Genomic DNA, 24,492 nt, shown 5'->3' on the forward strand with positions numbered 1-24,492 from the left:
GATCCCCGAGTCCTGCCAATGGGGCATCTTCCTGCGCAACCACGACGAACTCACCCTGGAGATGGTCACCGACGAAGAACGCGACTACATGTACACCGAATACGCCAAAGACCCCCGCATGAAGGCCAACATCGGCATCCGCCGCCGGCTGGCCCCACTGCTGGACAACGACCGCAACCAGCTGGAGCTGTTCACCGCCCTGCTGATGAGCCTGCCCGGCTCACCGGTGCTGTACTACGGCGACGAGATCGGCATGGGCGACAACATCTGGCTGGGTGACCGCGACGCCGTCCGCACACCGATGCAGTGGACCCCCGACCGCAACGCCGGGTTCTCCCAGTGCGACCCGGCCCGGCTGTACCTGCCGGTCATCATGGACCCCATCTACGGCTACCAGGCCGTCAACGTCGAGGCCCAGACCAACAACCCCGGGTCCCTGCTGCACTGGACCCGCAAGATGATCGAGATCCGCCAGCGCCACCCCGTCTTCGGCGTCGGCTCCTACGTCGAGCTGTCGGCCTCCAACCCCTCCGTCCTCGCCTTCACCCGCGAACTGAACGGCGGGGACAACAACCAGTGGGGCGGCATGGACACCGTCCTCTGCGTGAACAACCTGTCCCGCTTCCCGCAGCCCGTGGAGCTGGACCTGCGGCGCTTCCAGGGGTCGACCCCGATCGAGTGCATGGGCGGCGTGCAGTTCCCGGCCATCGGCGAGCTGCCCTACCTGCTCACCCTCCCCGGACACGGCTTCTACTGGTTCCTCTTGCCCCCTCCGCCCGAATCGCAGGATGAAGAGGTGATGTGACCGTGCGGCCGCCCGACCACTCGCTCGTACGGCTCCTGGACGGTTGGCTGCCCCGGCAGCGGTGGTTCGGCGGCAAGGGCACCCCGATCGACGAGCTGTCGATCGGGACGGCGACCGCGCTGCTCACCGGCGACCCCGCGCTGCACCACCTCGTCCTGGACGTCCGGCAGGGCGACCGCGTCGACCACTACCAGGTGCTGCTGGGGGTGCGGCGCACGCTGCCCGAGCGGCTGCGGGGCCACGAGATCGGGCGGCTGGCCGGGGAGGACGGGATCGCCGGGCACGTCTACGACGCCGTCCACGACCCGGACCTCACCCGGCCGCTCCTCGCGCACATGGCCGGGGAGACGACCGTCGGCCCGCTGCGGTTCCGGCACGCGCCCGGCGACGCCGTCCGGACGGACCTGGACGGCGTGCCCGGGTCCGCGGAGCAGAGCAACACCTCGCTGATCTACGGCGACGCGTACATCTGCAAGCTGTTCCGCCGGCTGTCGCCCGGCGTGAACCCCGACCTGGAGGTCAACCTCGCGCTGTCGCGGGTGGGCTGCACGCACGTGCCCGCCGTGCACGGCTGGATCGAGCTGGAGGCCGGCGGCGACGGCGCCGGGGCCGAGCCCGTCACGCTCGCCCTGCTGTCGGAGTTCCTGCGCGGCGCGACCGACGGCTGGCAGCTCGCCCTGACCAGCGTCCGCGACTGGTACGCCCAGCCGGCGCCGCAGGACCAGCCCGCCGCGGACGCGGTGGCGGACGCCGGCGGCGACTTCGCGGCCGAGGCGGAACGGCTCGGTGCCGCGACCGCCGAGGTCCACCGGGACCTCGCCGAGGCGTTCGGGGTGGTGCAGGCGTCCGAGGCGGAGCTGCGGGCGATGGCCGACGGGATGGCCGCGCAGCTCGACGAGGTCGCGGCGGACGTGCCCGAGCTGCGCCCGCACGTCCCGGCGATCCGCGCGGTCTTCGCCGAGGTGGCGGACGCGGGGCCGCTGCCGTTCCAGCGCGTCCACGGCGACTACCACCTCGGCCAGGTCCTGCGGGCCGGGTCGGGGTGGGTGCTGCTCGACTTCGAGGGCGAGCCCGCCCGCACCCCCGGCGAGCGCCGCGCCCTCGCCCACCCGCTCCGCGACGTCGCCGGCATGCTCCGCTCCTTCGAGTACGCGGCCCGCTTCCTCCTGGCGGGCGGGGAGGCCGCGGGCCTCGGGCCGGTCGGCACGGGGGCGGCGGCCGACGAGACGCCGGACGCGCTGGAGTGGCGCGCCCAGGCGTGGGCGGAGCGGAACCGAGCCGCGTTCTGCCGCGGCTACGCGGCGGCCGGCGGCCCCGACCCGGACGCGCACCGGGCGCTGGTGCGGGCGTTCGAGTTCGACAAGGCCGTGTACGAGGTCCGCTACGAGGCGCGGAACCGGCCGTCCTGGCTCCCGGTCCCGCTGAAGTCCCTAGCCCGCCTGGCGAACTGACAGCGACGACCTCAGCGACCGCGGCGACCTCAGCGACCGCGACGACCGCGACGACCGCGACGACCGCGACGACCGCGACGACCTCAGCCACGCACGCGAACGCGTTGACGACGCGGGGAGGCGACGCCGGAGGCGAGCCTCCCCGCGGAGATCGCGAAGCGATGCAGCGTTCGCCCAGGAGCGGTCACGGGGCGAGCCGCCAGGCGAGCGCCGTGGGCCGTGAGTGAATCAAACTAGAGGTCGATCGAGTAGTCGAGGATGACTCGGTCGGCGGGCAGGACGATGTCGCGGCAGACCTCCATGACGCCCGCGTGCGCGAGCATGCGGCGGGTGATGGCGAGGACGGGCACGCCGCCGGTCATGCGGAGCGTCTCGGCCTCCTCCGGGGTCGGCATGCGGGAGCGGACCGACTCCTCGACGCGGATCGGCGGGTGGCCGAGGTAGGCCAGCTGGGCGAGGGTGCCGCCGGGCCAGGGCTCGCGCGCGGGGTCGGACACGGGCGTGCCGCCGACGAGGTCCCACGGCAGGAAGTTGACGGAGATCTGCTGCGGCTCGCCGCGGGAGTAGAAGACGAACCGGCGGCGCAGCAGCTCGGTTCCGGTGGGCAGCTCGAACAGCGCGCCGAGGTCGGCGTCGGCGCGGACGCGGGCGTACTCCCGGTCGAGACGGTACTCGTCCCAGCTGATGCGCTGGTCGCGGGTGAAGGTCGTCTCGGGCACGGCCATCGGCACCGTCACGCCCCGGTAGCGTTCCATCGCCACGCGGCGCGCCGGCGGGACGACGCGGACGACGGTGCCGCCGCCGCGCCGGGTCTCCACGAGCCCCTCGCCGCGCAGCAGGGCGACGGCCTGGCGGACCACGATCTCCGAGACGCCGTGGGCCGCGCACAGCTCCGCCATGGTCGGCAGCCGCGTTCCCTGCGGAAGGCTGCCGTCCCGGATCCCCTCGCGCAGCGTGTCGGCGATGCGCAGGTAGGCGGGACGGTCCGGCACGGGCGTCACCTCCCCTCCTCGGCGCGCCCCCGGCATGCGGCGCGCCGTCCGACGCGCCGTTCGACGCCGCGTTCGATGCTGGCCGGCTCCCCTGCCATCCATACCTCCCGCGCGCTATCCCCGGGGGGACGGTCCGCTTACGGACAGCTTGACACCTCTCGGGCTGAGTAAGACTTTTGTATACAGAAGAGCGCCTCGGGGAAAGGACGACCTTGATGGGCGACTTCGAGGATCTGAAGGCGGCCATCGAGAGCGAGTTCCCCGGCTGGCTGGTGTGGCGCAGCGACGCCGGGCGCTGGTACGCCACCCGCAGCACCGACCTCACCGACGCCGAACTCCGGGCCGGATATGCGATGACGGTCGCCGCCGACGACTCCGACGGGTTGCGGGAGCTCCTCCGCGAGCAGGAGAGCGGATGAGACCGCAGGTGGGACCGGCCGGGCAGGGGGGATGCACGGCCCGGTCCGCGCACGGGGGCGGACCGGGCCGGGACGAACCGGGACGGAAGGTACCTGTGGCGCTCAGGTGACAGAGGAGTGGATCCCAGGGCGGCGGGGTCGATGTCACCCCTGGGGCCAGGTAGACGTGACCGCACGGGCGGCGCATTTCGGCGCGACCCCCACACGCTCGGTGTCGCGCCGCCCGTGCGGTCATGCAAGGACGAGACGGACAGAGCGGTCAGATGGCGCGGCTCTGAACAAACCACAATCTCCTGGAAACGGGTCGCCTCCACGAGTGAGAGGAGCGGATCTACGGGCACTCCTACTGGGTAACAGCATCAGCGGACGAGGAGGCCATGACGCCATGGCACGGGTGACGCGCGCCGAGATCGAACGGCTCGTCGGAGGCGACCACCATGACCCCCACGGCATCCTCGGGGCGCACCCCGACCGGTCGGGCATCACCATCCGGGCGCTCCGCCCGATGGCGGAGAAGGTCGAGGTGGTGCTGCCGAGCGGTGACCGCCACGCGCTCCGCCACTTCCACGAGGGGGTGTTCGCCGGGACCCTGCCCTCCGGCACGTCGCTCGCCGGCGCCGACGAGGACAGTGCGCCCCTTGCCGTACCCGACTACCGGCTCGCCGTCACTTACGGTGACGGGACCGAGACGATCCAGGACGACCCTTACCGGCATCTGCCGACGCTCGGTGAGCTCGACCTCCATTTGATCAGCGAGGGACGGCACGAGGAGCTGTGGCGGGCGCTGGGCGCGCGCGTCCGCACCTACTCCTCGGCGTTCGGGCCCGTGACGGGCACCGGGTTCGCGGTGTGGGCGCCGACGGCGCGCGGCGTGCGCGTGGTCGGCGACTTCAACCACTGGGACGGGCGCGCGTTCCCGATGCGGTCGCTCGGCTCGACCGGCGTCTGGGAGCTGTTCGTCCCCGAGGTCGGCGACGGCATGTGCTACAAGTTCGAGATCCTCGGCCCGGACGGCGTGTGGCGCGCCAAGGCCGACCCGATGGCGCAGTTCACCGAGCGCCCGCCGGCGACGGCGTCCCGCGTGTTCACCTCGTCCTACGAGTGGGCCGACGGCGAGTGGATGAGCGCCCGCAAGGGGCACGACTGGCTGCACGAGCCGATGAGCGTGTACGAGGTGCACCTCGGTTCGTGGCGGCCCGGCCTCGGCTACCGGGAGCTGGCCGAGGAGCTGACGGACTACGTCCGCGACATGGGCTTCACGCACGTGGAGCTGCTGCCCGTCGCCGAGCACCCGTACGGGCCGTCCTGGGGCTACCAGGTGACCTCGTACTACGCGCCGACCTCGCGGTTCGGGGACCCCGACGACTTCCGGTACCTCGTCGACCGGCTCCACCAGGCCGGCATCGGCGTGATCATGGACTGGGTGCCCGCGCACTTCCCCAAGGACGAGTGGGCGCTGGCGCGCTTCGACGGCACCGCGCTGTACGAGCACGAGGACCCGGCGCGCGGCGAGCACCCCGACTGGGGCACGCTCGTGTTCAACTTCGGGCGCGCCGAGGTCCGCAACTTCCTCGTGGCCAACGCGTCGTACTGGCTGGAGGAGTTCCACATCGACGGGCTGCGCGTGGACGCCGTGGCCTCGATGCTCTACCTCGACTACTCGCGCAACGAGGGCGAGTGGACGCCGAACATCTACGGCGGCCGCGAGAACCTGGAGGCGATCTCCTTCCTCCAGGAGATGAACGCGACCGTCTACAAGCGCAACCCGGGCGTCATGACGATCGCCGAGGAGTCCACGGCCTGGCCCGGCGTCTCCCGGCCCACGCACCTCGGCGGGCTCGGGTTCGGGTTCAAGTGGAACATGGGCTGGATGCACGACACCCTGTCGTACCTGAGCCACGAGCCCGTCTTCCGGAACTACCACCACAACGAGATCACGTTCTCGCTGGTGTACGCGTTCGCGGAGAACTACGTCCTGCCCCTGTCCCACGACGAGGTCGTCCACGGGAAGGGCTCGCTGCTGAGCAAGATGCCGGGCGACACCTGGCAGAAGTTCGCGGGCCTCCGCGCGCTGCTCGCCTACATGTGGTCGCACCCGGGCAAGCAGCTGCTGTTCATGGGGCAGGAGTTCGGCCAGGGCGCCGAGTGGGCGGAGCAGCGGTCGCTGGACTGGTGGCTCCTGGAGAACGCCGCCGAGGGCGCCCACCACCTGGGCCTCCAGCGGCTCGTCCGCGAGCTGAACCACGCCTACCAGGCCGAGCCCGCGCTGTGGACGCGCGACGCCGACCACGAGGGCTTCCGCTGGATCGACGGGAACGATGCGGGCGGGAACACGCTGTCCTACCTGCGGTACGGGACGTCCGACGGCGGCGAGCAGCCGGTGCTGGCCTGCGTGGTCAACTTCGCGGGCACCCCCCACGAGGACTACCGGATCGGGCTGCCGCACGCGGGCGCATGGCGGGAGGTCATCAACACCGACGCCTACGAGTACGGCGGCAGCGGCGTCGGCAACCTCGGCCGGGTCGAGGCGACGGACGAGCCCTGCCACGGCCTGCCCGCGTCCTCCGTGCTGCGCGTCCCGCCCCTCGGTGCCGTCTGGCTCGTCCCGGAGCGCGACACGACGCCCTAGGGTGGCGGCATGATCGCCGCCCAGCGCCTGCACATCGTCCCGTCCCGGTTCCTCGTGGAGCACCTGCCGAACGCGACGTTCCCCGAGGACGACGAGTGGATCGCCCTGGTCCGCGCCCCCGAGGGCCTCACCGTCGTCCGGGAGGCGTCACCGTTCACCGAGGCGGAGCGGTGGGCGGGGTTCTACGGGGAGGCGGGGCACGGCCTCGACGTCCCCGGCATGCTGGCGGCGATCGTGGGGCCGCTCGGCGAGGCGGGCGTGTCGGTGTTCGTCGCCTCGACCTACCACGCCGACCTGGTGCTCGTCCCGGAGCACCGGCTCGACGAGGCGGCCGGCGTCCTCACCGACGCCGGCCACCGGATCGTCGGTCCGCAAGCCGGTCGAGGAGCCACCGGGGCCCGGTGACGGCGGCCCCCGCCGCGGCGCAGCGCGACCGCAGCTCCCGGTCCGCCGTCACCACGAGGTGGACGGCGTCCGGGTCGGGGCGGCCGAGCAGGTCCACGATGTGGTCGTCGCCGCTGCCGGACGCGGCCTCGACCCGCAGCCCGGACACGGGCTCGTCGGCCACCTTCCGCGCCGCGCCCTCGACGACCAGGACGATCTCCGGAAAGCACAGGTCGAACGGAACCAGCCCATCGGGCACACCCGTGACGCCCTTGTTCAGCACCGCGAGGTCGTCACGCAGGCGGGCGTTGGCACCGGCGCGGTCCTTCCACCATCCGTCCGCCCGCGCGCCGACCACGTTCGCCGCGTCCACCACGAGGACGAGCCTCTTCATGGCGTCGCGGAGACGCGGCCAGGACTGCTCGAACGGCGCGAAGAGCTTGCGCTCCTCGACCTCCTCGGCCCGCACCCACCGCGCCCTGCGCGTCTCGCGGGAGGCGGGCCGCACATCGACGCGTTCCGCCAGCGCGCCCACCACCGACGTAAACGACCAGCCGCCGTGGTCCTCGACGAGCGTGCCGTGCACGTCCACGAGATTCGTGTCGAGCGTGCTCTCCTCGGACGTCTCGCGGAGGGCACCCGCCACCGGGTCCTCGTGGCTGTGCATCGCCCCGCCGAACATGCCCCACGTCCCGCCGCCGAGCCCCCACCACGCGCGCTGCTGGAGCAGCACCCACACCTGGCCGTCGGGCTCGCGGCAGTAGGCCAGCAGGCCCGCCGCGCCGAACCGCCCCCAGTGCGTGTGCCCCTGGTCGCACGCCGCCCAACCGTCCCCGTCTCCCATAGTGCGACAGTATCCACTGGGTGATCCCGGTACCGTCCGCGTGCGTCTTAGGGGACGATGCCGGTCGACCCTGCCGAGGAGCCCCCCGATGCCCGCCCTGCCCCTGGAGCACGACGACCCGCGCACCATCGGCCGCTACCGGCTGACCGGAAGGCTCGGCGAGGGCGGCCAAGGCGTCGTGTACCTCGGCGAGGGGCCGTCCGGGGAACGCGTCGCGGTCAAGGTCCTGAAGACCACCGACGCCGCCGCCCGCGCCCGCTTCGCACGGGAGATGCGCGCGGCCCGCCAGGTCGCCGCGTTCTGCACGGCCGCCGTCCTCGACTCGTCCGCCGAGGGCGAGGTCCCCTACGTCGTCAGCGAGTTCATCGACGGCCCGTCCCTCCAGCAGCGCGTCGCCGAGCGGGGCCCGCTGCGCGGCGGCGAGCTGCACCGCCTCGCCGTGAACACCGCGAGCGCGCTCGCCGCCGTCCACGGCGCCGGCATCGTGCACCGCGACCTCAAACCCGCCAACGTCCTCCTCGGCCCCGACGGCCCCCGCGTCGTCGACTTCGGCATCGCCCGCGCCATCGACGCCGAGACCCACACCCAGCTCGTCGGCACCCCCGCCTATTTCGCCCCGGAATGGCTCGAAGGGCATCCCCCCACCGACCGCTCCGACGTCTTCGCCTGGGCGGGCACGATGGTCTACGCGGCCACCGGCCACCCGCCGTTCGGCCCGCCCACCAGCGTCCCCGCCACGCTGCACCGCATCGCCAACGGCGCCCCCGACCTGAACGGCGTCCCACCCGCCCTGCGCCCCCTGCTCGCCGAGTGCCTTGCCAAGGACCCGTCCCACCGCCCAACGGCCCGCGACCTGATGGTGCGCCTGGTAGACCCGTCCGCGACAACCGGCCCCCCGGCCCCCACGCACCCGCACCCCGCGCCGGGAACTCCCCCATACGCCGCCACCACCGTGACCGGCAGCCCCTCCCGCCGCCCGCGGAACCTCGCACTCGCCGCCGCCGTGGCCGCAGCCGCTGTGATCGCACTGGCCGCGACGACGTACGTCCTCCTCAGCGGCCAGAAGGACGACAAGCGCGACCCGGAGACAACGAAGACCAGCCGGACGTCCGAAGCCGCGAAGTCCTCGACGCCCACACAAGCGTCCACGACGAACGCGGGCAACGGCACCGTCCCGGCCGACTTCGCGGGCACGTGGAAGGGCACGCTGAAGCAGACGGGTGGCCTGACGCTCGGCGACTCGACCACGACGGTGACGATCCGGCTCACCGCGGGCAGCGCCAAGGGCACCGCCGACTACGAGACCTGGGACTGCCACAACACCCTGACGGTCAGCGCCTCGACGCCGACCAGAGTCGACTTCCAGGAGACGGTGAACCAGACCAACGGGTCGACGGGCTTCTGCCAGGGCGGCACGGTGACGCTGGAGCGGGCGTCCGGCAGCCTGAAGTACACCTCGCCCGGCGTCGGCACCACGACCGGCACGGTGAGCCGCGCGGGCTGACCCGTGACGAAGGGCACAGTGCCCCCGCGCCGGTCGCCGAATACCATTCGGGACGAATATCGCGTGATCAGGGAGAACGAGTTGAGCGTTGAGACAGGCGACCTGGAGCGGGACGCCGCGTTCCACCAGGAGGCGGCGAAGCTCTGGGACACGCTGTCCGGAGCCGAGCTGATCGCCGCCATGGGCGAGGGACGATTCCCCCAGATCTCCGACATCAACGACCACATCGGCCAGATCATCACGTCCGCCGAGCCCGGCCGCGTCGAGATCTCCTGGACCCCGGACGAGCGGCTCTGCAACCCCGGCGGCATCGTCCACGGCGGCTACATCGCCATGATCCTCGACAACGCGGTGTGCCTGGCGGCGAGCAGCACCCTCGACCACTTCATGCCGATGCTGACCCTGAACCTCAACATCGACTACCTGCGCGCCGTCCAGGCGGGCGCGACCCACACCGTCACCGGCACCTGCGTCCACCCCGGCAGCACCCGCATGGTCGCCAACGCGACGATCACCGACACGCGCGGCCGCCCGGTGGCCCAGGCATCCGCCAGCGTCCTCCCCAACAAGGCCTTCAAGAGGTAAGCGCGGCAGGAGAGGATCGCAGGTGGGAACCCCAGCGATCGCCGAGCAAAACGTTGCGATCGCGTGCGAAGCCAAGTTCGAGCGAAGCGAGAACTTGATCGCGCAGTGAGCCGCCAGGCGAGCCGAAGCGATGCAGCGATCGCCGCAGCGCCCGTTGAAGGAGGCCCGCCAGGGCCGACGCCAAGGGCACTGCAATGAACACTCCACCTCTAAACTCGCTTCTATGGTGGATCCCGGCACAGTCGTCAACGTCATCAAGCAGGCCCGGGACCGGCGGACGGCGCCGCTGATCCTGGAGCTGGACCTCACCGAGGGGATCGTGGAGGCCGCTCCGGCGGATCCGATCGCGGCGATCATGTCCATGCGCCGGACGAGCCTGCGGGACGTCCTGGACGGGCTGCGCCGGGCCCGGTCCGACAGCCGGGTCCGGGCCCTCGTCGTGAAGATCACCGGCGGGGTGGGGCTCGCGCTGGCGCAGGAGCTGCGGGAGGCCGTGCAGGCGTTCCGGGAGGCGGGCAAGTTCACGGTCGCGTGGGCGGAGACGTTCGGTGAGGGCGGCCGGGGGACGGTGCCGTTCTATCTGGCGACCGGTTTCGAGAAGATCTACCTTCAGCCCACGGGCGACGTCGGCCTGACGGGTGTGGCGCTGGAGGAGCCGTTCTTCGCGGGGGCGCTGGAGAAGGCGGGGGTGCGTCCGCAGTTCGCGAAGCGGCACGAGTACAAGACCATGGCGAACACGTTCATGGAGAAGGCGTACACGCCGGAGCACGAGGAGTCGTCGCAGCGGCTGGTGGCGTCGTTCGGGGAGCAGATCGCGGCGGGCGTCGCGGCCGCGCGGGGGCTGCCGGAGGAGAAGGTCCGGGAGCTGATCGACCGGGGGCCGCTGCTCGCGGAGGAGGCGCTCGGGGAGGGCCTCGTCGACCGGCTCGGCTACCGCGACGAGGTGTACGCCGAGCTGCGGGAGCGGTTCGGCGAGTCGGCGCAGCTCCGCTATGTGGCGCGGTACAACCGCACGCACGGGCTGGCCCGGCGGCTGCCGCAGCCGGGCAGGCAGGACGTGGTCGCGCTCGTCAACGGGCACGGCCCGATCCGGCTGGGCCGGAGCGGGCGCGGCGGGCCGCTGCCGAACTCGGGTCCGGCGATGGGGTCGGACACGGTCGGCGCCGCGTTCCGCGCGGCGGTGAAGGACGACCGGGTGAAGGCGATCGTGTTCCGGGTCAACAGCCCGGGGGGTTCCGCGGTGGCCTCGGACGCGATCTGGCGCGAGGTGGTGCTGGCGCGGCGGGCGGGCAAGCCCGTCGTCGTGTCGATGGGCGATGTCGCGGCGTCCGGCGGCTACTACGTCGCGATGGCGGCCGACACGATCGTCGCGCAGCCCGGGACGATCACCGGTTCGATCGGGGTGGTGGTCGGGAAGGCGGTGCTGTCGGGGCTGCTGGAGCGGGTCGGTGTCGGGCTCGGTTCGGTCGCGGCGGGCGAGCACGCCCGGATGTTCAGTTCCACGAAGGAGTTCAGCGAGTCGGAGTGGGAGCGGATCAACGCCTCGCTCGACCGGATCTACGACGACTTCACGGCGAAGGTCGCCGAGGGGCGCGGGCTGTCCCGCGAGCGCGTCCACGAGCTGGCGCGGGGCCGCGTGTGGACGGGCGCGGACGCCCGGGAGGGGGGTCTGGTGGACGAGCTCGGCGGCCTGGACCTGGCGCTGGAGCTGGCCCGGAAGAAGGCGGGGCTGCCCGCCGACGCGCCGGTCCGGACGTATCCGCACAGTTCGCCGCTGGAGCGGCTGCGTCCGCCGGAGTCGAGCGAGGACCGCGCCGCCGCGAGCGCCCGTTTCGACGGGTGGGGGTCGCTGAGCGGCCTGGCCGTCCGGCTGGGGCTGCCGGCGACGGGGCCGCTGACCCTTCCGGGCAACTGGGACATCCGCTGAGCGGGACGCCGGAGGCCGGCCCGGGGAAGGACGCGGAGATGGGCGCGGGAGCGGGCGGCGCAACGGGCTCGGGAGCGGCCGGGGACTTCGTCGAGGCCGTTTCGGGCTTCGCGACGGGCGTGGTCGTCCTGACCGTCCGGGACGGCCGCGACGACCTCGGCACGACCGTGACCTCGTTCATGTCGGTGTCGCTGGAGCCGCCGATGGTCCTCGCGGGGGTGACGTCGTCGTCCTATCTGGCCGAGGTGCTGCGCCGCCGGGACCGCTGGGCCGCGACGGTGCTCGGTTCGGGGCAGCGCGCGCTCGCGGGGCGGTTCGCGGCGGAGGGCCGTCCGAGCGCCCGGCTGCTCCTCGCGAGCGAGCCGCACCACCGCGGCGCGCTGTCGGGCGCGCTGGTCCCGGACACGGGTCTGGCGGCTCTCGAATGCGAGAACCGCCAGGTCATCGAGGCGGGCGACCATACGTTGTTCGTCGCCGAGGTGCTCTCCGCGGACTACATCTCCCGCACGGAGAAGCCCTTGATCAGGGTCAACCGCCGCTATCTCGGGGCGGGCTGAGCGCCCGCCCCGAGCGGTGTCCTCAGACGCCGGCCTGCGAGGCCTGGGCGATCTCCCGCGGGAGGCGTTCGAGCAGGCCGCGGAGGTCGTCGGCGTGCTCCTCCTCCTGGGCGAGAATCTGCTCGAAGACGCGCTTCGTGGTGGGGTCGCCGTCGCCGAGCCACTGGATGATCTCGGTGTAGGACGCGATCGCGATGCGCTCGGCGACCAGGTCCTCCTTGAGCATCTCGACGAGGTCGAGGCTGGCGTCGTACTCGGCGTGCGCGCGGGTGCTGAGGGTGTCGGGCGAGAAGTCCGGATCGCCGCCGAGCTGGACGATGCGCTCGGCGAGCATGTCGGCGTGCTCCTGCTCCTCGGCGGCGTGCTCGCGGAACTCGCCCGCCACGGACTCGGCGTGGATGCCGGTCGCGGTGTAGTAGTGCCGCTTGTAGCGCAGCACGCAGACGATCTCGGTGGCCAGGGCCTCGTTGCAGACCTGGATCACCCGCTCGACGTCCGCGCCGTAGGCCTCGGTGATCGGCCCCTTCTCGATTTCCTGCCGGGCGCGCTCGCGCAGGGTCTTGATGTCCGTCAGGAACTCCGCCATCCCATAGCCTCCCGAGTCTCGTTTTGGGGGCCCTTTACCCGAGAACCCGCCTTCCACACGGCCGCGGTGAGAGGAACTCCGGGCCTGTAGGCGAGGTGGAGCCGGGACGGGGCGTCCAGGACCTGCACGTCCGCGCGCGCTCCCGGCGCGAGGTGGCCGACGTCGGTTCGGCGGAGCGCGCGCGCACCTCCGGCGGTGGCGGCCCAGACGGCCTCGTCCGGGGTCATGCGCATGTCGCGGACGGCGATGGCGATGCCGAACGCGATGCTGGAGCTGTAGCAGGATCCGGGGTTGCAGTCGGTGGCGAGGGCGACGGTGGCGCCCGCGTCGAGGAGGCGGCGCGCGTCCGGGTACGGCTGGCGGGTGGAGAACTCGACGCCGGGCAGGAGCGTCGCGACGGTCTGGGACGAGGCCAGGGCGTCGACGTCGGCGTCGCTGAGGAACGTGCAGTGGTCGGCGGACGCGGCGTCCAGTTCGACGGCCAGCCGGACGCCGGGCCCCTCGGTGAGCTGGTTGGCGTGGACGCGCGGCGTCAGCCCCGCCTTCTTCCCCGCCTCCAGGACCTCGCGGGCCTGGTCGGCGTCGAAGGCGCCGCGCTCGCAGAAGACGTCCACCCAGCGGGCGTGCGGGGCGCAGGCGGCGAGCATGTCCGTGGCGGCGAGGCGCACATAGCCGGACGGGTCGTCCTCGTACTCGGCGGGGACGACGTGGGCGCCGAGGTAGGTGACCTCGTCGGCGATCTCGGCGGCGAGGCGGACGGCGCGCTCCTCCTGCTCGACCGTGAGGCCGTAGCCGGACTTGCACTCGACCGTTGTGACGCCCTGGCGCGCCATCTCGTCCACGAGCCGGCGGAGGTTGGCGCGCAGGGCTTCGTCGGACGCGGCGCGGGTGTGCTCGACCGTGGTGCGGATGCCGCCCGCCGCGTAGGGGCGGCCGCTCATGCGGGCGGCGAACTCCTCGGCTCGCTCGCCCGCGAAGACGAGGTGGGCGTGGGAGTCCACGAAGCCGGGCAGGACGGCGCGGCCGCCGGCGTCGAACGCCTCGTCGGCGGCCGGGGCGTCCGCGGCGGGCCCGGTCCAGGCGATCCGGTCGCCGTCGATGACGACCGCGGCGTCGCGGCGGAGGCCGAGCGGTCCCTCGCCGGCGCCGGGCTCGTTGGTGACCAGTTCCCCGATGTTCGTGATGACGGTGCTCACCGGCCCAGCGTCTCACGCGACGATCATCCCGGCGCCCGGGAGGGCCGCTAGTCGTCCTGGGGTGCGGTGACGGCGGTGATGGCGGCCTCCAGGGCGGCGGGGACGTCGTCGATCAGCAGGTGGCGGCCGTCGTGGACGATCTGGCGGCCGGACACGACCACGTGCCGGACGTCGGCGGCGGTCGCGGCGAACACGGCGGCCTCGGCCGCGCAGTCCGGGCCGATCCCGGCGGTGCGGGGCGAGTCGAGCGCGACGGTGACGAGGTCGGCGTACGCGCCGGGCTCCAGCCGCCCGGCCTCGGGCCAGCCGAGGCCGTAGTGGCCGTTGGACGTGGCGGCGGCGAGCAGTTCCCCCGCCGTCCAGTGGCCGCGGACGCGGGTGCGGAGCCGCTCGTCCAGCTCGACCGCGCGGGCCTCCTCGAACAGGTCGATGACGGCGTGCTGGTCGGAGCCGAGGCAGATCGGCGACCCGGCGCGCGCGAGGTCGCGGGCGGGGCCGATGCCGTCGGCGAGGTCGCGTTCGGTGGTCGGGCACATGCAAACGCCGGTCATCGTCGCGCCGAGCAGGCCGATGTCCTCCTCGTCGAGGTGGGTGGCGTGGACGGCGGTGGTGAGCGCGCCCAGGGCCCCGGCCTCGGCGAGGAGCCGCGTGGGCGTCATGCCGTAGGCGTCCAGGCAGGCCTGGTTCTCGGCGGGCTGCTCCGACAGGTGGACGTGCAGGGGCGCGCGGTGCTCCTTCGCCCAGGCCGCGACGGCGCGCAGCTGCTCGCGGGGGACGGCGCGGACGGAGTGGATCGCGGCGCCGACGCGGGCGTGCAGCCGTCCCGTCTTGCCGGTCTGCTCGTGGAGGCTGTCGACGCGGCGGACCCAGTTGCCCGCGGAGCCGTCGCCGAAGCGGAGCTGCGGGCCCTTGAGCGGCTCGCCGATGCCGCCGGTGAGGTAGCAGGTGTCGAGCAGGGTGATCCGGATGCCGGCGTCCGCGGCGGCGGCGATGAGGGCCTCGCCCATCGCGTTGGGGTCGCCGTAGGGGGCGCCGCCGGGCCGGTGGTGCAGGTAGTGGAACTCGCCGACGCAGCTGACGCCGGCGAGGGCCATCTCGGCGAACACGGCGGCGGCGAGGGCGCGGTAGGAGTCGGGGTCGAGGCGGTCGGCGACCTCGTACATCCGCTCGCGCCAGGTCCAGAACGTCCCGCGGTCGGCCTGGACGCGGCCGCGGAGGGCCCGGTGGAACGCGTGGGAGTGGGCGTCGGCGAGACCGGGCAGGGTCAGGCCGGGGAGGCGCTGCGCGTGCGGCGCGGCCGGGACGTCGCGGGTGACCCGGGTGATGCGCTCGCCGTCGGCCTCGATGAGCACGTCGGACGCGATCCCGTCACCAAGCCAGGCGAACTGGGCATACCAGTGCATAGTGGGATTCCTACCCGCACGCCAGGCCGGTCAGCACTGCGGTAAGGGCCTCCACTCCGGCCAGGCAGTCGGCCGTGTCCGCGTGCTCCGCCGGCGCGTGCGAGATCCCCGTCGGGTTCCGGACGAACAGCATCGCCGCGGGCATCCGCGACGCGAGCACGCCCGCGTCGTGCCCCGCGCCCGTCGGCAGCACCGGCACGCCGCCGAGGATCGCGCCGATCCGGTCGCGCAGGGCCAGGTTGAAGTCGACGACCTCCGTGTAGGACTCCTCGGCGACGTCCACCGCCACCCGGTGCGGGCGCGCGGCCGTCCGCGCGGCCTCGCCGACCTCCGCCACCGTGCGCCGGACGGCGTCGTCCTCGGGTCCGCGCGCGTCCAGCCAGGCCGTGACGGACGAGGCGATCGCGTTCACCCCGCCCGGGACGACCCGGACCTTCCCGACGGTCGCGACCGTCCCGTTGCGCTCGGCGGCCTCCCGCGCGGCGAGCACCATCCCGGCGAACGGCAGCATGGGGTCGCGCCGGTCCGCGAGCCGGGTCGTTCCCGCGTGGTCGCCGGCGCCGGTGAAGCCGAACCGCCACCGCCCGTGCGGGATGATCGAGCTCGCGACGCCGACGGGCTCCGCCAGCGCCCGTCCCTGCTCGACGTGGAGCTCGACGTGGCAGCCGATCCGGCCGAGCAGCCCCTCGTCCGGGCCGACGGCGTCGGGGTCGAGCCCGTTCTCGGCCGCGACCTCCGCGAACGTGCGCCCGTCGCCGTCGGTGAGCGCGCGGGCCCGCGCCGGGTCGATCGCCCCGGTCAGCAGCCGCGACCCGAGGCACGCCACGCCGAACCGGGCGCCCTCCTCCTCGGCGAACGCCCCGACCACGATCGGCCGCCGCAGCCGGACGCCCCGCTCCCGCATCGCGTCGACGGCCGCGAACGCCGACACCACGCCCAGCGGCCCGTCGAACGCCCCGCCGCCCGGCACCGAGTCGAGATGGCTCCCGGTCAGGACGGCCCCGCCGGACGCCGCGTCCTGCGACCCGGGGTCCTGCGATCCGGCGCCCTGTGACGCGGCGCCCTCGGGGTGCCACCAGGCGAACAGGTTGCCGTTGGCGTCCCGCTCCACGTCCATGCCGCGGCGGCGGGCCTCGTCCAGGAACCAGGCGCGGCACTCCAGCTCCGGCGGCGTCCACGCGAAGCGGTGGTAGCCGCCGGTCGCCGCGTCCCGTCCGATGGGCAGGAGGTCCGCCCACATCGACGCGAACGTCACGCGGTCCCCTCGGCCATGGGGATCCGGACGCCGCGCTCGGCGGCGACCTCGGCGGCGCGGTCGTAGCCGGCGTCGACGTGCCGCATGACGCCCGTGCCGGGGTCGTTGGTGAGGACGCGGCGGAGCTTCTCGCCCGCGAGGGGCGTCCCGTCCGCGACGCAGACCTGCCCGGCGTGGATCGAGCGGCCGATGCCGACGCCGCCGCCGTGGTGGATCGACACCCAGGTGGCGCCGGACGCGGTGTTCAGCATGGCGTTGAGCAGCGGCCAGTCGGCGATGGCGTCCGATCCGTCCGCCATGCCCTCGGTCTCCCGGTACGGGCTGGCGACCGACCCGCAGTCGAGGTGGTCGCGGCCGAGGACGATCGGCGCGCTGATCTCGCCGCGCGCCACCAGGTCGTTGAACAGCTCCCCGGCCCGGTCGCGCTCGCCGTAGCCGAGCCAGCAGATCCGGGACGGCAGGCCCTGGAAGTGGACCTTCTCCCGCGCCATCCGGATCCACCGGGTCAGCGGCTCGTTGTCGGGGAACAGGTCCAGGATCGCCTGGTCGGTGCGGGCGATGTCCTTCGGGTCGCCGGACAGCGCCGCCCAGCGGAACGGGCCCTTCCCCTCGCAGAACAGCGGCCGGATGTAGGCGGGCACGAACCCCGGGAAGTCGAACGCCCGCGCGTACCCGGCGAGCTGCGCCTCCCCGCGGATCGAGTTGCCGTAGTCGAACACCTCGGCGCCCGCGTCCTGGAACCCGACCATCGCCTCGACGTGCGCGGCCATCGACGCGCGGGCCCTGGCGATGAAGCCGTCGCGGTCCTTGTCGCGCTCGGCGGCCATGTCCGCGAACGCGACGCCGCTCGGCAGGTACATCAGCGGGTCGTGCGCGCTCGTCTGGTCGGTGACGACGTCGATCGGCGCCCCGCGCCGCAGCAGCTCGGGCAGCACGTCGGCGGCGTTGCCGAGCACCGCGATCGACAGCGGCCGCCGGGCCGCCTTCGCCTCCTCCGCGAGCCGCAGCGCCTCGTCCAGCGAATCGGCGCGGACGTCGCAGTAGCGGTGCGCGACGCGGCGCTCGATGCGGGACGGGTCGCACTCGACGCAGAGCGCGACGCCGCCGTTCATCGTGACGGCGAGCGGCTGCGCGCCGCCCATCCCGCCGAGCCCGGCGGTCAGCGTGATCGTCCCGGCGAGCGAGCCGCCGAACCGCTTCGCCGCGACCGCCGCGAACGTCTCGTAGGTGCCCTGGAGGATGCCCTGCGTGCCGATGTAGATCCACGACCCGGCGGTCATCTGCCCGAACATCGTCAGGCCGAGCGACTCCAGCCGGCGGAACTCCTCCCAGGTCGCCCACTGCGGGACCAGGTTGGAGTTGGCGATCAGGACGCGCGGCGCCCACTCGTGCGTCCGGAAGATCCCGACGGGCTTGCCGGACTGGACGAGCAGCGTCTCGTCGCCCTCCAGGTCCGCCAGGGACCGGACGATGCCGTCGAAGGCGTCCCAGCTCCGGGCCGCCTTCCCCGAGCCGCCGTAGACGACGAGCTCGTCGGGGTGCTCGGCGACCTCCGGGTCGAGGTTGTTCTGGATCATGCGGAGGGCGGCCTCCTGCGGCCACCCCTTCGCGGTGAGCGCGGTGCCGCGCGGCGCGCGGACGGGACGGGGACCGGACATGGCGGGCTCCTGTTCTCAGGGTCAGGCGAGGGGGCCGGTGACGGCCTCGGCGGCGGCGACCAGCGAGCCGTCCCGGACGAGCCCGGCGGCGGCGGCGATCTCGGGTGCGAGGTAGCGGTCGGGGCCGGGCGGCGGGACGAGCTCGCGCAGCCGCGCCACCACGGCGGCCGTGGCGGGCCCCGGGCGCAGCGGCCGGCGCAGGTCGAGCGCCCGCGCGGCGGTGAGGATCTCGATGGCGACCACCTGGGTCAGCCCGTCCACCGCCCGGCGGAGCTTGCGGGCCGCGTTCCAGCCCATCGAGACGTGGTCCTCCTGCATCGCCGAGCTCGGGATCGAGTCGGCGCTGGACGGCGCCGCGAGCCGCTTCAGGTCGGAGACGATCGCGGCCTGCGTGTACTGGGCGATCATGTGGCCGGAGTCGACGCCCGGGTCCTCGGCGAGGAACGCGGGCAGCCCGCCCGAGCGGGCCTTGTCGAGCATCCGGTCGGTGCGCCGCTCCGACATCGACGCGACGTCCGCGGTCGGGACGGCCAGGAAGTCCAGCACGTACGCGACCGGCGCGCCGTGGAAGTTGCCGTTGGACTCGACCCGCCCGTCCGGCAGCACGACGGGGTTGTCGACGGCGGAGGCCAGCTCCCGCCCGGCGACCAGCTCGGCGTGCGCGAGCGTGTCGCGCGCCGCGCCGTGGACCTGCGGGGCGCAGCGCAGCGAGTAGGCGTCCTGGACGCGGGTGCAGTCGGGCCCGCGGTGCGACTCCATGATCTCCGAAGCGGCCAGCAGGACCCGCAGGTTCGCCGCGGACGCGGCCTGCCCCGGATGCGGCCGGAGCTCCTGGAGGTCGGCGGCGAACACCCGGTCGGTGCCGAGGAGCGCCTCCACGGTCATCGCGGCGGCCACGTCCGCGGCGATCAGCAGCCGGCGCAGGTCGCCGATGGCGAGGACGAGCATGCCGAGCATCCCGTCCGTGCCGTTCAGCAGCGCCAGCCCCTCCTTGGCCCGCAGCTCCACCGGCGCGATGCCCTCCTCGGCAAGGGCCTGCGCGGCGGGCTTGAGCTCGCCGTTCCGATCCCTGACCGACCCCTCCCCGATCAGCGCGAGCGCGACATGGGCCAGCGGAGCGAGATCACCGGAGCACCCGAGGCTGCCGTGCTCGAAGACCTGCGGCGTGATCCCGGCGTTGAGCAGCCTGGCCAGCGTCCGCGCCGTCACGGGCTGGACGCCGGTGCGGCCCGTGGCGAGCGTCCGCAGCCGGAGCAGCATCAGCGCCCGGACGACCTCCCGCTCCACCTCGGGCCCCGACCCCGCCGCATGCGACCGGACGATGTTGAGCTGCAACTGCGCCCGCATCTCCGGGGCGATGTGCCGGGTGGCGAGCGCCCCGAAGCCCGTGGAGACCCCGTAAACAGGCGTCGGCCGGGACGCCAGCTCCTCGATGTGCGCCCGCGACTCGCCGATGAGCTTGAGCGCCTCGTCCGTCAGCGAGACCGCCGCTCCGCCCCTGGCCACGGCCGTGATCTCGTCGAAGGTCAGCGGTTCCGGGCCGACCTGGACGCTGGTGTCCCCCATGCCGAAATCCATACCCACCATCCCAGCCCCGGGACCGCCGCCACGGCAGGGCCCGCCCGCCGGAACTGTCTGGCATGCGAGACAATGACCGGGTGAGCCAGGTACCGGCCGCGCGGCGCGCGCTCGCCGTCCTGCGGCTGCTGGCCGGATCGGCCGGGCCGCTGCCCGCCTCCGCGATCGCCCGGTCCCTCGGCCTGCCGCGCTCCAGCACCTACCACCTCCTGACCGCGATGGCCGAGGACGGCTTCGTCGCCTACGTCCCGGAGGAGCGCCGCTGGGGCCTCGGCGTCGCCGCGTTCGAGATCGGCTCCGCCTACCTGCGGCACGAGCCCCTCGAACGCCTCGCCCGCCCCCTGCTGCGCCGCCTCGTCGACCGCGTCGGCGAGATCGCCCAGCTCGGCGTCCTGCACGGCGCCGAGACCCTCTACCTGCTGAAGGAGCAGCCGCCCCGGCACGCCACCCTCGTCACCGACGTCGGCGTCCGGATGCCCGCCCAGCTCACCGCGAGCGGCCGGTCGATGCTCGCCTTCCTGCCCCCGGCCCAGGTCCGGGCGCTGTTCCCCCGCTCGTTCGTGGACCGCACCGGACGGGGCCCCCGCACCCTCCGCGAGCTGCGCCGCGTCCTCGCCGAGGACGCCCGCCGCGGCTGGTCGGCCGAGGACGGCCACATCACCGAGGGCTTCGCGAGCATCGCGGCCTGCTGCTTCGACCACACCGGCCACCCCACGGCCGCGATCACCGTCACGTTCCGCCGCGAGGACCGTCCCGAGGCCACCTGGCCGGCCCTCGCCGCCCCCGTCCGCGCCACCGCCGCCGACCTCACCGCCCGCCTGGGCGGCCGCCCGCCGGAGTAGTATCCGATCAAGTCGGGCGGACGACACGAAGGCGACGGCCATGGACCCCCTCCCCCCGCACGTGAAGCCCCGCGCCCACCACTACATGTACGCCCACGTCATCCTCAGGGACAGCGCCTTCCTCTCCAAGGACGGCCTCCCCACCTACGGCGCCATGGGCCTCGTCGGCCTCGCCCTCAAAGGCAAGCTGCGAGCCCACGTCATCGACGAGTGGACGCAGGTGGGCACCCAGCTTCCTCCCGATGAGGAGCGGATCCCGCCGACCGGCATCGAGGCCGAGTTCCTCCAGCTCGCCGGCCACGACGCCGCCCTCGTCACGCTGCCGCCCCCGGAACGCGCGTCCGAGGCGCACTACGTCGTCATCGCGCACCACGGCGCGCGTCCCGAGATGCGCTACTTCACCCTGGAACGCAGCTTCCCCACCGAGAGCGGCGAACCCACCGCGGTCGTCGCCGAATGGCTAGGGCCTGACAAGGGCCGCGTCAACTACGGCGCCCTCACGGCCCCCGACCGCGAAGCCTTCATGACCAGGCTCAGCGAACTCCTGGAAAGCGGTCCGCCGCCCCAAGGCCAGAAGAAGCGCAAACGCTTCGGCCTCTTCTGACACCTCAAGACCAGGTCGCCTGCTCCAGACGGGTGACGAGGCCGGCGGTCTCCCAGTTGTCCACGACGAGGATGCGGGACTGCGGCAGGTGCAGCGTCCGCTGGGTGAAACCGCCCTCCTTCGCTCCCCCGGCCGGACTGATGCACGTGATGTCCCACTCGCGGTAGTCGCCCCGGTGCCCGGTGCCCACCTGCGCCAGCCTCTCGGCGGTCGGCGCCTGCGGCGTGGTCTGGAACGTCTCCGGCGCGTTCGGGCACGGCACCGAGTCCGACTGCGGATAGAACGGCTTCGCGGGCGTGAACGGCCCGCCCTCATCGCCCCGCGCGATGTCCTCGGCGCCGAACAGCCAGAACCCCCGGCACGTGTCCGCCTCGGGATATCCCTGCTTCTGGCAGTCGCCCCCGGTGACCACGTGCATGCGGGAGCCGTCCGTCTCCCCGCGCCAGGTGTACGGGACCTGGAGGGCCATCCCGTTGAACTCCAGCCGCTTCTCGAAGCTCGAACTCTTCTTCGTGGACGTGTGCCTCCGCGTCGTGGAGTTCGTCCCGACATGGACGGTGCACGCCGACAACGGCAGCAGAGCGAGCGCGACGGACAGCGCGACGTGACGCTTGAACAAGACCGGTCCCCCCTGTGGACAAGCGTCGGAGGACCTTTTCCCCGTGCCCCCCGACGGACAGCACGCCGACCCGTTTGCCCGGACCGGCGTCCAGAGCAGGCTGCCGGACGGACCACCGCCCAGCCCAGGGACCGTTGTCCCGTTCCACCGGGCACCCCACCAGGGACACCCGCGTCATCCCGAGAGCGACATGCCCTCGCAGTAGCCGTCCGGAGGACTCCCCCAGGAGATCCAGAGGAGGACGAGAGCGATCAGGGCGAACGCGCCCACCATCACGATCAAGGTGGGTCCGAGATCGCTGCGGATGTCCGAATCCGTGGACCGGCAGAGCACGCCATGCGCCCAGAAGGCCAGCGCGCCGCACACCACGGCGACCGACGGCATCACGATGAGCCCGGCGATGCCCAGGACGTTGACCGAGAAGGCCCCGCCCGCATCCGGACCGTTTCCGCAGTCACCCCAGGAAGCGGCGGTCGCGAAGTAGCTGACGAAGGCGCAGCCCACTCCGACCAGCGGGGACACCTTGAACAACCTCGTCCACAGCTCGTTCCGCGGCAACGGCGGCCTCGCCTGGGACTCGTCACGTAAAGGACCTTGTTCCATGGAGACATGCTCGCGGGCGGACACCCACATACCGAGCGACCAAACAAAAACCTCACAACATCCCCACGACCCCCACACCGCAGCGGTCACTGATCAAGCGGATGATCCTCGGAGTCGAGCCACAGGCGTTGCCCCTCGGCGTTCACGGTGATGCCCCACCGAGCAGCGGCAGGACGGCCGAGCCCGTCCCACCAGCGGTAGGCCGCCTCGACCTCGTCCCACAGACTCCGGACGCCCTGCTGACGGACCGTGAACGCCTCGACGTCCCGCTCATGGACGAGGCCGGCCCACGAACGCGACCACGGATCGATCAGCCAGACCGTGTAGGCGCCGTCCTCCCCGTTCTCGACGACGAGCCGACACCGGCGAACCCTCAGCCCCACTGCCAGCGAAGCGTCATACTCCCCGAAGACCTCGTACGGATGCAGCGAGGTCACCGACCGCCGTGCCCCGTCCCAATCCCAGACGTCACGCGCCAGGGAAGCCCGCCTGCCGCGCTGACTCCGCAGTGGCATGAACGCGACGTCCCCCACCACGCGGCCGCGCATGGCACCGTCCCGCGAAACCGTGAACGACACGAGCGCGCCATTGTGGAGATCGGTGGCCCAAGGAACCAGAACCCGCCCGCCAGGACGCACCTGTTCCGCCCACGCATAAGGCACCCGCCCCGCCGCAACGGTGGCGATCACCCGGTCATACGGCGCGCCGGGCCGATGACCAAGCGCACCATCACCGACGACCACCGTGACGCCGTAGCCGTTATCGCCGAGCGCTCTCTTGGCGTGTTCAGCGACCCGGGCGTCCACCTCCACGGTCGTGACGGCCGCAGCACCAAGCCGTTCGGCCAGCAGGGCGGCGTTCCATCCGGTTCCGGTGCCGACTTCGAGGACCGCCATCCCCGGCTCCACGTCCAGCGCCGCCAGCATCAACGCCACCACATCGGGACGGCTGGCCGAACTGGTGATCTCATCGCCGATCAGCCCCGGCCCGGCCGGAACGCCGTCGTCCACCTGAGTGATCACGAAATCGCTGGCATAGCAAAGGCTCAACCAGGCGGCCTCATCATCAACACGACGCACCGGCACCAGCCGGCCGCCCTCCTGCGTCCACACCGTCTCAGGAATGAACCGATGCCGAGGCACACGCAGGAAGACGTCCCGCCACTCCGACACCAGATCACCCCCCTCCACCAACTCCTCAACCATCCGCCCCAGCAGCCCCGCAGCGTCGATCACCTACGCGCCCTTCTCATGCTTGCCTCCACCGGGCGGGTTCTTCGGATCCTTCGGAGGGACCGGCTTATCCCACTTGCCGTCACCTTGCTTCTTCTCATCGTGTTTGCCCATCTCCAGTTCCCTTCTATGCGAGCGCGACCTATGGAGGCACTCGTCTATCGCGATCACTTAGAATGCATCTCTCGGCACTCTATGTAGTTGCCGTTGCGTTGGCCCGAACTCCGCCGAAGGTGTGGCTTCGGAGTCAGCAAATGGCTCTCAGCGTGAGATCCCGCCTCGGATCATGGGGCGGGGCGGTGTGCGGGGAAGGTCGCGCGGACGGTGCGGCCGTGCGCGTCGCCCTTCCATGACCAGGTGGCGGCCAGCGCCTCGACGGTCAGGAGGCCGCGTCCGCCCTCTGCCAGCGGGTCCGCGTCCCGGAGGCGCGGTCGTCCCGCCCCGCCCTCATCGCGGACGGAGACGATGACCCCGGCCACGTCGCTGCGCACCTCCACGGTGAAGTGCCCGCCCTGCTCACCCGAGCGGCTGTGTCGGAGCGCGTTGACGACCAACTCGTTCAGGACGAGCAGGATGTCGTCCAGCCCAGGGACGTCGGTGAGCAGGTGCGCCGCGAAGGCACGGACGGCCCGCGCCTGGTCGGTCCTGCCAGGGAACTCCCGGCACCAGTACATCGGCTGACCGACCTCAGCGGGGACGGGAATGGCAAGCAACATCGATCACCTCGTGTAACGATCCGTTCTCGGGCCGTTCCATCGTCACCGCCGCGAACCCGCCCGTACGCGAAAGCGCAGACCAGGAGGCCCCGGTCCGCACCTG

Annotated in this window: 23 protein-coding genes; 11 read left to right on the plus strand and 12 right to left on the minus strand. The window is 72.8% G+C overall.

From position 1 onward, the window contains the following. Both E1300_RS22650 and E1300_RS22655 read left to right on the plus strand, forming a co-directional pair. The coding region (locus tag E1300_RS22650) for an alpha-glucosidase C-terminal domain-containing protein (protein ID WP_207399901.1) at window positions 1–805 on the plus strand (805 nt) is incomplete at its 5' end. Continuing rightward, a complete protein-coding gene (locus E1300_RS22655; protein WP_306440669.1) occupies window positions 802–2,256 on the plus strand; it encodes a maltokinase N-terminal cap-like domain-containing protein in 1,455 nt (484 codons plus the stop codon). The genes E1300_RS22650 and E1300_RS22655, both read left to right, overlap by 4 nt. 233 nt (window positions 2,257–2,489) lie before the next feature. Here the strand turns inward: E1300_RS22655 and E1300_RS22660 are convergent, their stop codons facing one another. After that, window positions 2,490–3,257 (minus strand): GntR family transcriptional regulator, encoded by a 768-nt coding sequence (locus tag E1300_RS22660; RefSeq protein ID WP_242619326.1) that lies wholly within the window; start codon window positions 3,255–3,257, stop codon window positions 2,490–2,492. A 206-nt stretch (window positions 3,258–3,463) separates the two neighbouring features. Here E1300_RS22660 and E1300_RS22665 point away from each other — a divergent pair, with 206 nt between their 5' ends. The 3 genes from E1300_RS22665 (at window position 3,464) to E1300_RS22675 (ending at window position 6,701) form a co-directional block, all read left to right on the plus strand. Beyond that, window positions 3,464–3,667 carry a hypothetical protein gene (locus E1300_RS22665; RefSeq protein ID WP_131759051.1) on the plus strand — a complete coding sequence of 68 codons (204 nt, stop codon included), beginning with the start codon at window positions 3,464–3,466 and terminating at the stop codon, window positions 3,665–3,667. Between the two features lie 385 nt (window positions 3,668–4,052). Further along, entirely contained in the window at window positions 4,053–6,296 is a 2,244-nt protein-coding gene (gene glgB / locus E1300_RS22670) for a 1,4-alpha-glucan branching protein GlgB (RefSeq protein WP_131759052.1), read from the plus strand. Window positions 6,297–6,305: 9 nt separating this feature from the next. Then, a complete protein-coding gene (locus E1300_RS22675; protein WP_131759053.1) occupies window positions 6,306–6,701 on the plus strand; it encodes an ACT domain-containing protein in 396 nt (131 codons plus the stop codon). Here the strand turns inward: E1300_RS22675 and E1300_RS22680 are convergent. Beyond that, window positions 6,637–7,524: an NUDIX domain-containing protein gene (locus E1300_RS22680; protein WP_131759054.1), complete on the minus strand. Its 888-nt coding sequence runs from the start codon at window positions 7,522–7,524 to the stop codon at window positions 6,637–6,639. The genes E1300_RS22675 and E1300_RS22680 overlap by 65 nt on opposite strands. An 88-nt stretch (window positions 7,525–7,612) precedes the next feature. On the opposite strand from E1300_RS22680, the gene E1300_RS22685 reads away from it, so the two are divergent. The 4 genes from E1300_RS22685 to E1300_RS22700 all read left to right on the plus strand — a co-directional run bounded on the left by E1300_RS22685 (window position 7,613) and on the right by E1300_RS22700 (window position 12,097). Continuing rightward, window positions 7,613–9,028, plus strand: a complete 1,416-nt coding sequence (locus E1300_RS22685) for a serine/threonine-protein kinase (RefSeq protein ID WP_131759055.1) — start codon at window positions 7,613–7,615, stop codon at window positions 9,026–9,028. A gap of 81 nt (window positions 9,029–9,109) precedes the next feature. Further along, on the plus strand, window positions 9,110–9,613 hold the full coding sequence (locus E1300_RS22690; RefSeq protein ID WP_242619327.1) for a PaaI family thioesterase: 504 nt from the start codon (window positions 9,110–9,112) through the stop codon (window positions 9,611–9,613). Window positions 9,614–9,836: 223 nt separating this feature from the next. Beyond that, complete coding sequence (gene sppA, locus E1300_RS22695) at window positions 9,837–11,540, plus strand: signal peptide peptidase SppA (RefSeq protein ID WP_131759056.1); 1,704 nt, start codon at window positions 9,837–9,839, stop codon at window positions 11,538–11,540. 38 nt (window positions 11,541–11,578) lie between these two features. Beyond that, entirely contained in the window at window positions 11,579–12,097 is a 519-nt protein-coding gene (locus E1300_RS22700) for a flavin reductase family protein (RefSeq protein WP_131759057.1), read from the plus strand. A 22-nt stretch (window positions 12,098–12,119) separates the two neighbouring features. Here E1300_RS22700 and E1300_RS22705 read toward each other — a convergent pair whose 3' ends face one another. From E1300_RS22705 to hutH, 6 genes are read right to left on the minus strand one after another with little or no spacing between them, the layout of a single operon-like run. Next, window positions 12,120–12,683, minus strand: coding sequence for a ferritin-like domain-containing protein (locus tag E1300_RS22705; protein WP_131759058.1), 564 nt, complete (start codon window positions 12,681–12,683; stop codon window positions 12,120–12,122). Next, on the minus strand, window positions 12,668–13,879 hold the full coding sequence (gene hutI / locus E1300_RS22710; protein ID WP_131759059.1) for an imidazolonepropionase: 1,212 nt from the start codon (window positions 13,877–13,879) through the stop codon (window positions 12,668–12,670). The genes E1300_RS22705 and hutI overlap by 16 nt, the downstream gene beginning before the upstream one ends. 47 nt (window positions 13,880–13,926) lie before the next feature. After that, entirely contained in the window at window positions 13,927–15,282 is a 1,356-nt protein-coding gene (locus tag E1300_RS22715; protein WP_131759060.1) for a formimidoylglutamate deiminase, read from the minus strand. Window positions 15,283–15,292: 10 nt separating this feature from the next. Beyond that, on the minus strand, window positions 15,293–16,537 hold the full coding sequence (locus tag E1300_RS22720) for an allantoate amidohydrolase (RefSeq protein WP_242619328.1): 1,245 nt from the start codon (window positions 16,535–16,537) through the stop codon (window positions 15,293–15,295). After that, window positions 16,534–18,195 carry a urocanate hydratase gene (hutU, locus tag E1300_RS22725; protein ID WP_131759061.1) on the minus strand — a complete coding sequence of 554 codons (1,662 nt, stop codon included), beginning with the start codon at window positions 18,193–18,195 and terminating at the stop codon, window positions 16,534–16,536. Before hutU ends, E1300_RS22720 begins: the two co-directional genes overlap by 4 nt. 21 nt (window positions 18,196–18,216) lie before the next feature. Then, on the minus strand, window positions 18,217–19,761 hold the full coding sequence (gene hutH, locus E1300_RS22730; protein ID WP_131759062.1) for a histidine ammonia-lyase: 1,545 nt from the start codon (window positions 19,759–19,761) through the stop codon (window positions 18,217–18,219). Between the two features lie 92 nt (window positions 19,762–19,853). Between hutH and E1300_RS22735 the strand changes: the two genes are divergently transcribed. Further along, window positions 19,854–20,615, plus strand: a complete 762-nt coding sequence (locus tag E1300_RS22735) for an IclR family transcriptional regulator (protein ID WP_207399902.1) — start codon at window positions 19,854–19,856, stop codon at window positions 20,613–20,615. Window positions 20,616–20,655: 40 nt separating this feature from the next. Then, window positions 20,656–21,219, plus strand: coding sequence for a hypothetical protein (locus E1300_RS22740; RefSeq protein WP_131759064.1), 564 nt, complete (start codon window positions 20,656–20,658; stop codon window positions 21,217–21,219). Window positions 21,220–21,223: 4 nt separating this feature from the next. Here the strand turns inward: E1300_RS22740 and E1300_RS22745 are convergent, their stop codons facing one another. The 4 genes from E1300_RS22745 to E1300_RS22760 form a co-directional block, all read right to left on the minus strand. After that, entirely contained in the window at window positions 21,224–21,838 is a 615-nt protein-coding gene (locus tag E1300_RS22745) for a hypothetical protein (RefSeq protein ID WP_131759065.1), read from the minus strand. Between the two features lie 174 nt (window positions 21,839–22,012). Then, window positions 22,013–22,360 (minus strand): hypothetical protein, encoded by a 348-nt coding sequence (locus E1300_RS22750; protein WP_131759066.1) that lies wholly within the window; start codon window positions 22,358–22,360, stop codon window positions 22,013–22,015. A 167-nt stretch (window positions 22,361–22,527) separates the two neighbouring features. After that, on the minus strand, window positions 22,528–23,676 hold the full coding sequence (locus E1300_RS22755) for a methyltransferase domain-containing protein (RefSeq protein ID WP_242619329.1): 1,149 nt from the start codon (window positions 23,674–23,676) through the stop codon (window positions 22,528–22,530). Between the two features lie 281 nt (window positions 23,677–23,957). Continuing rightward, the gene (locus E1300_RS22760) at window positions 23,958–24,389 is read right to left on the minus strand and encodes an ATP-binding protein (RefSeq protein ID WP_131759067.1); all 432 of its coding nucleotides are present in this window, start codon (window positions 24,387–24,389) and stop codon (window positions 23,958–23,960) included. Window positions 24,390–24,492 lie beyond the last annotated feature (103 nt).

Source organism: Actinomadura fibrosa (genome assembly GCF_900659615.1).
Lineage (GTDB): Bacteria > Actinomycetota > Actinomycetes > Streptosporangiales > Streptosporangiaceae > Spirillospora > Spirillospora fibrosa.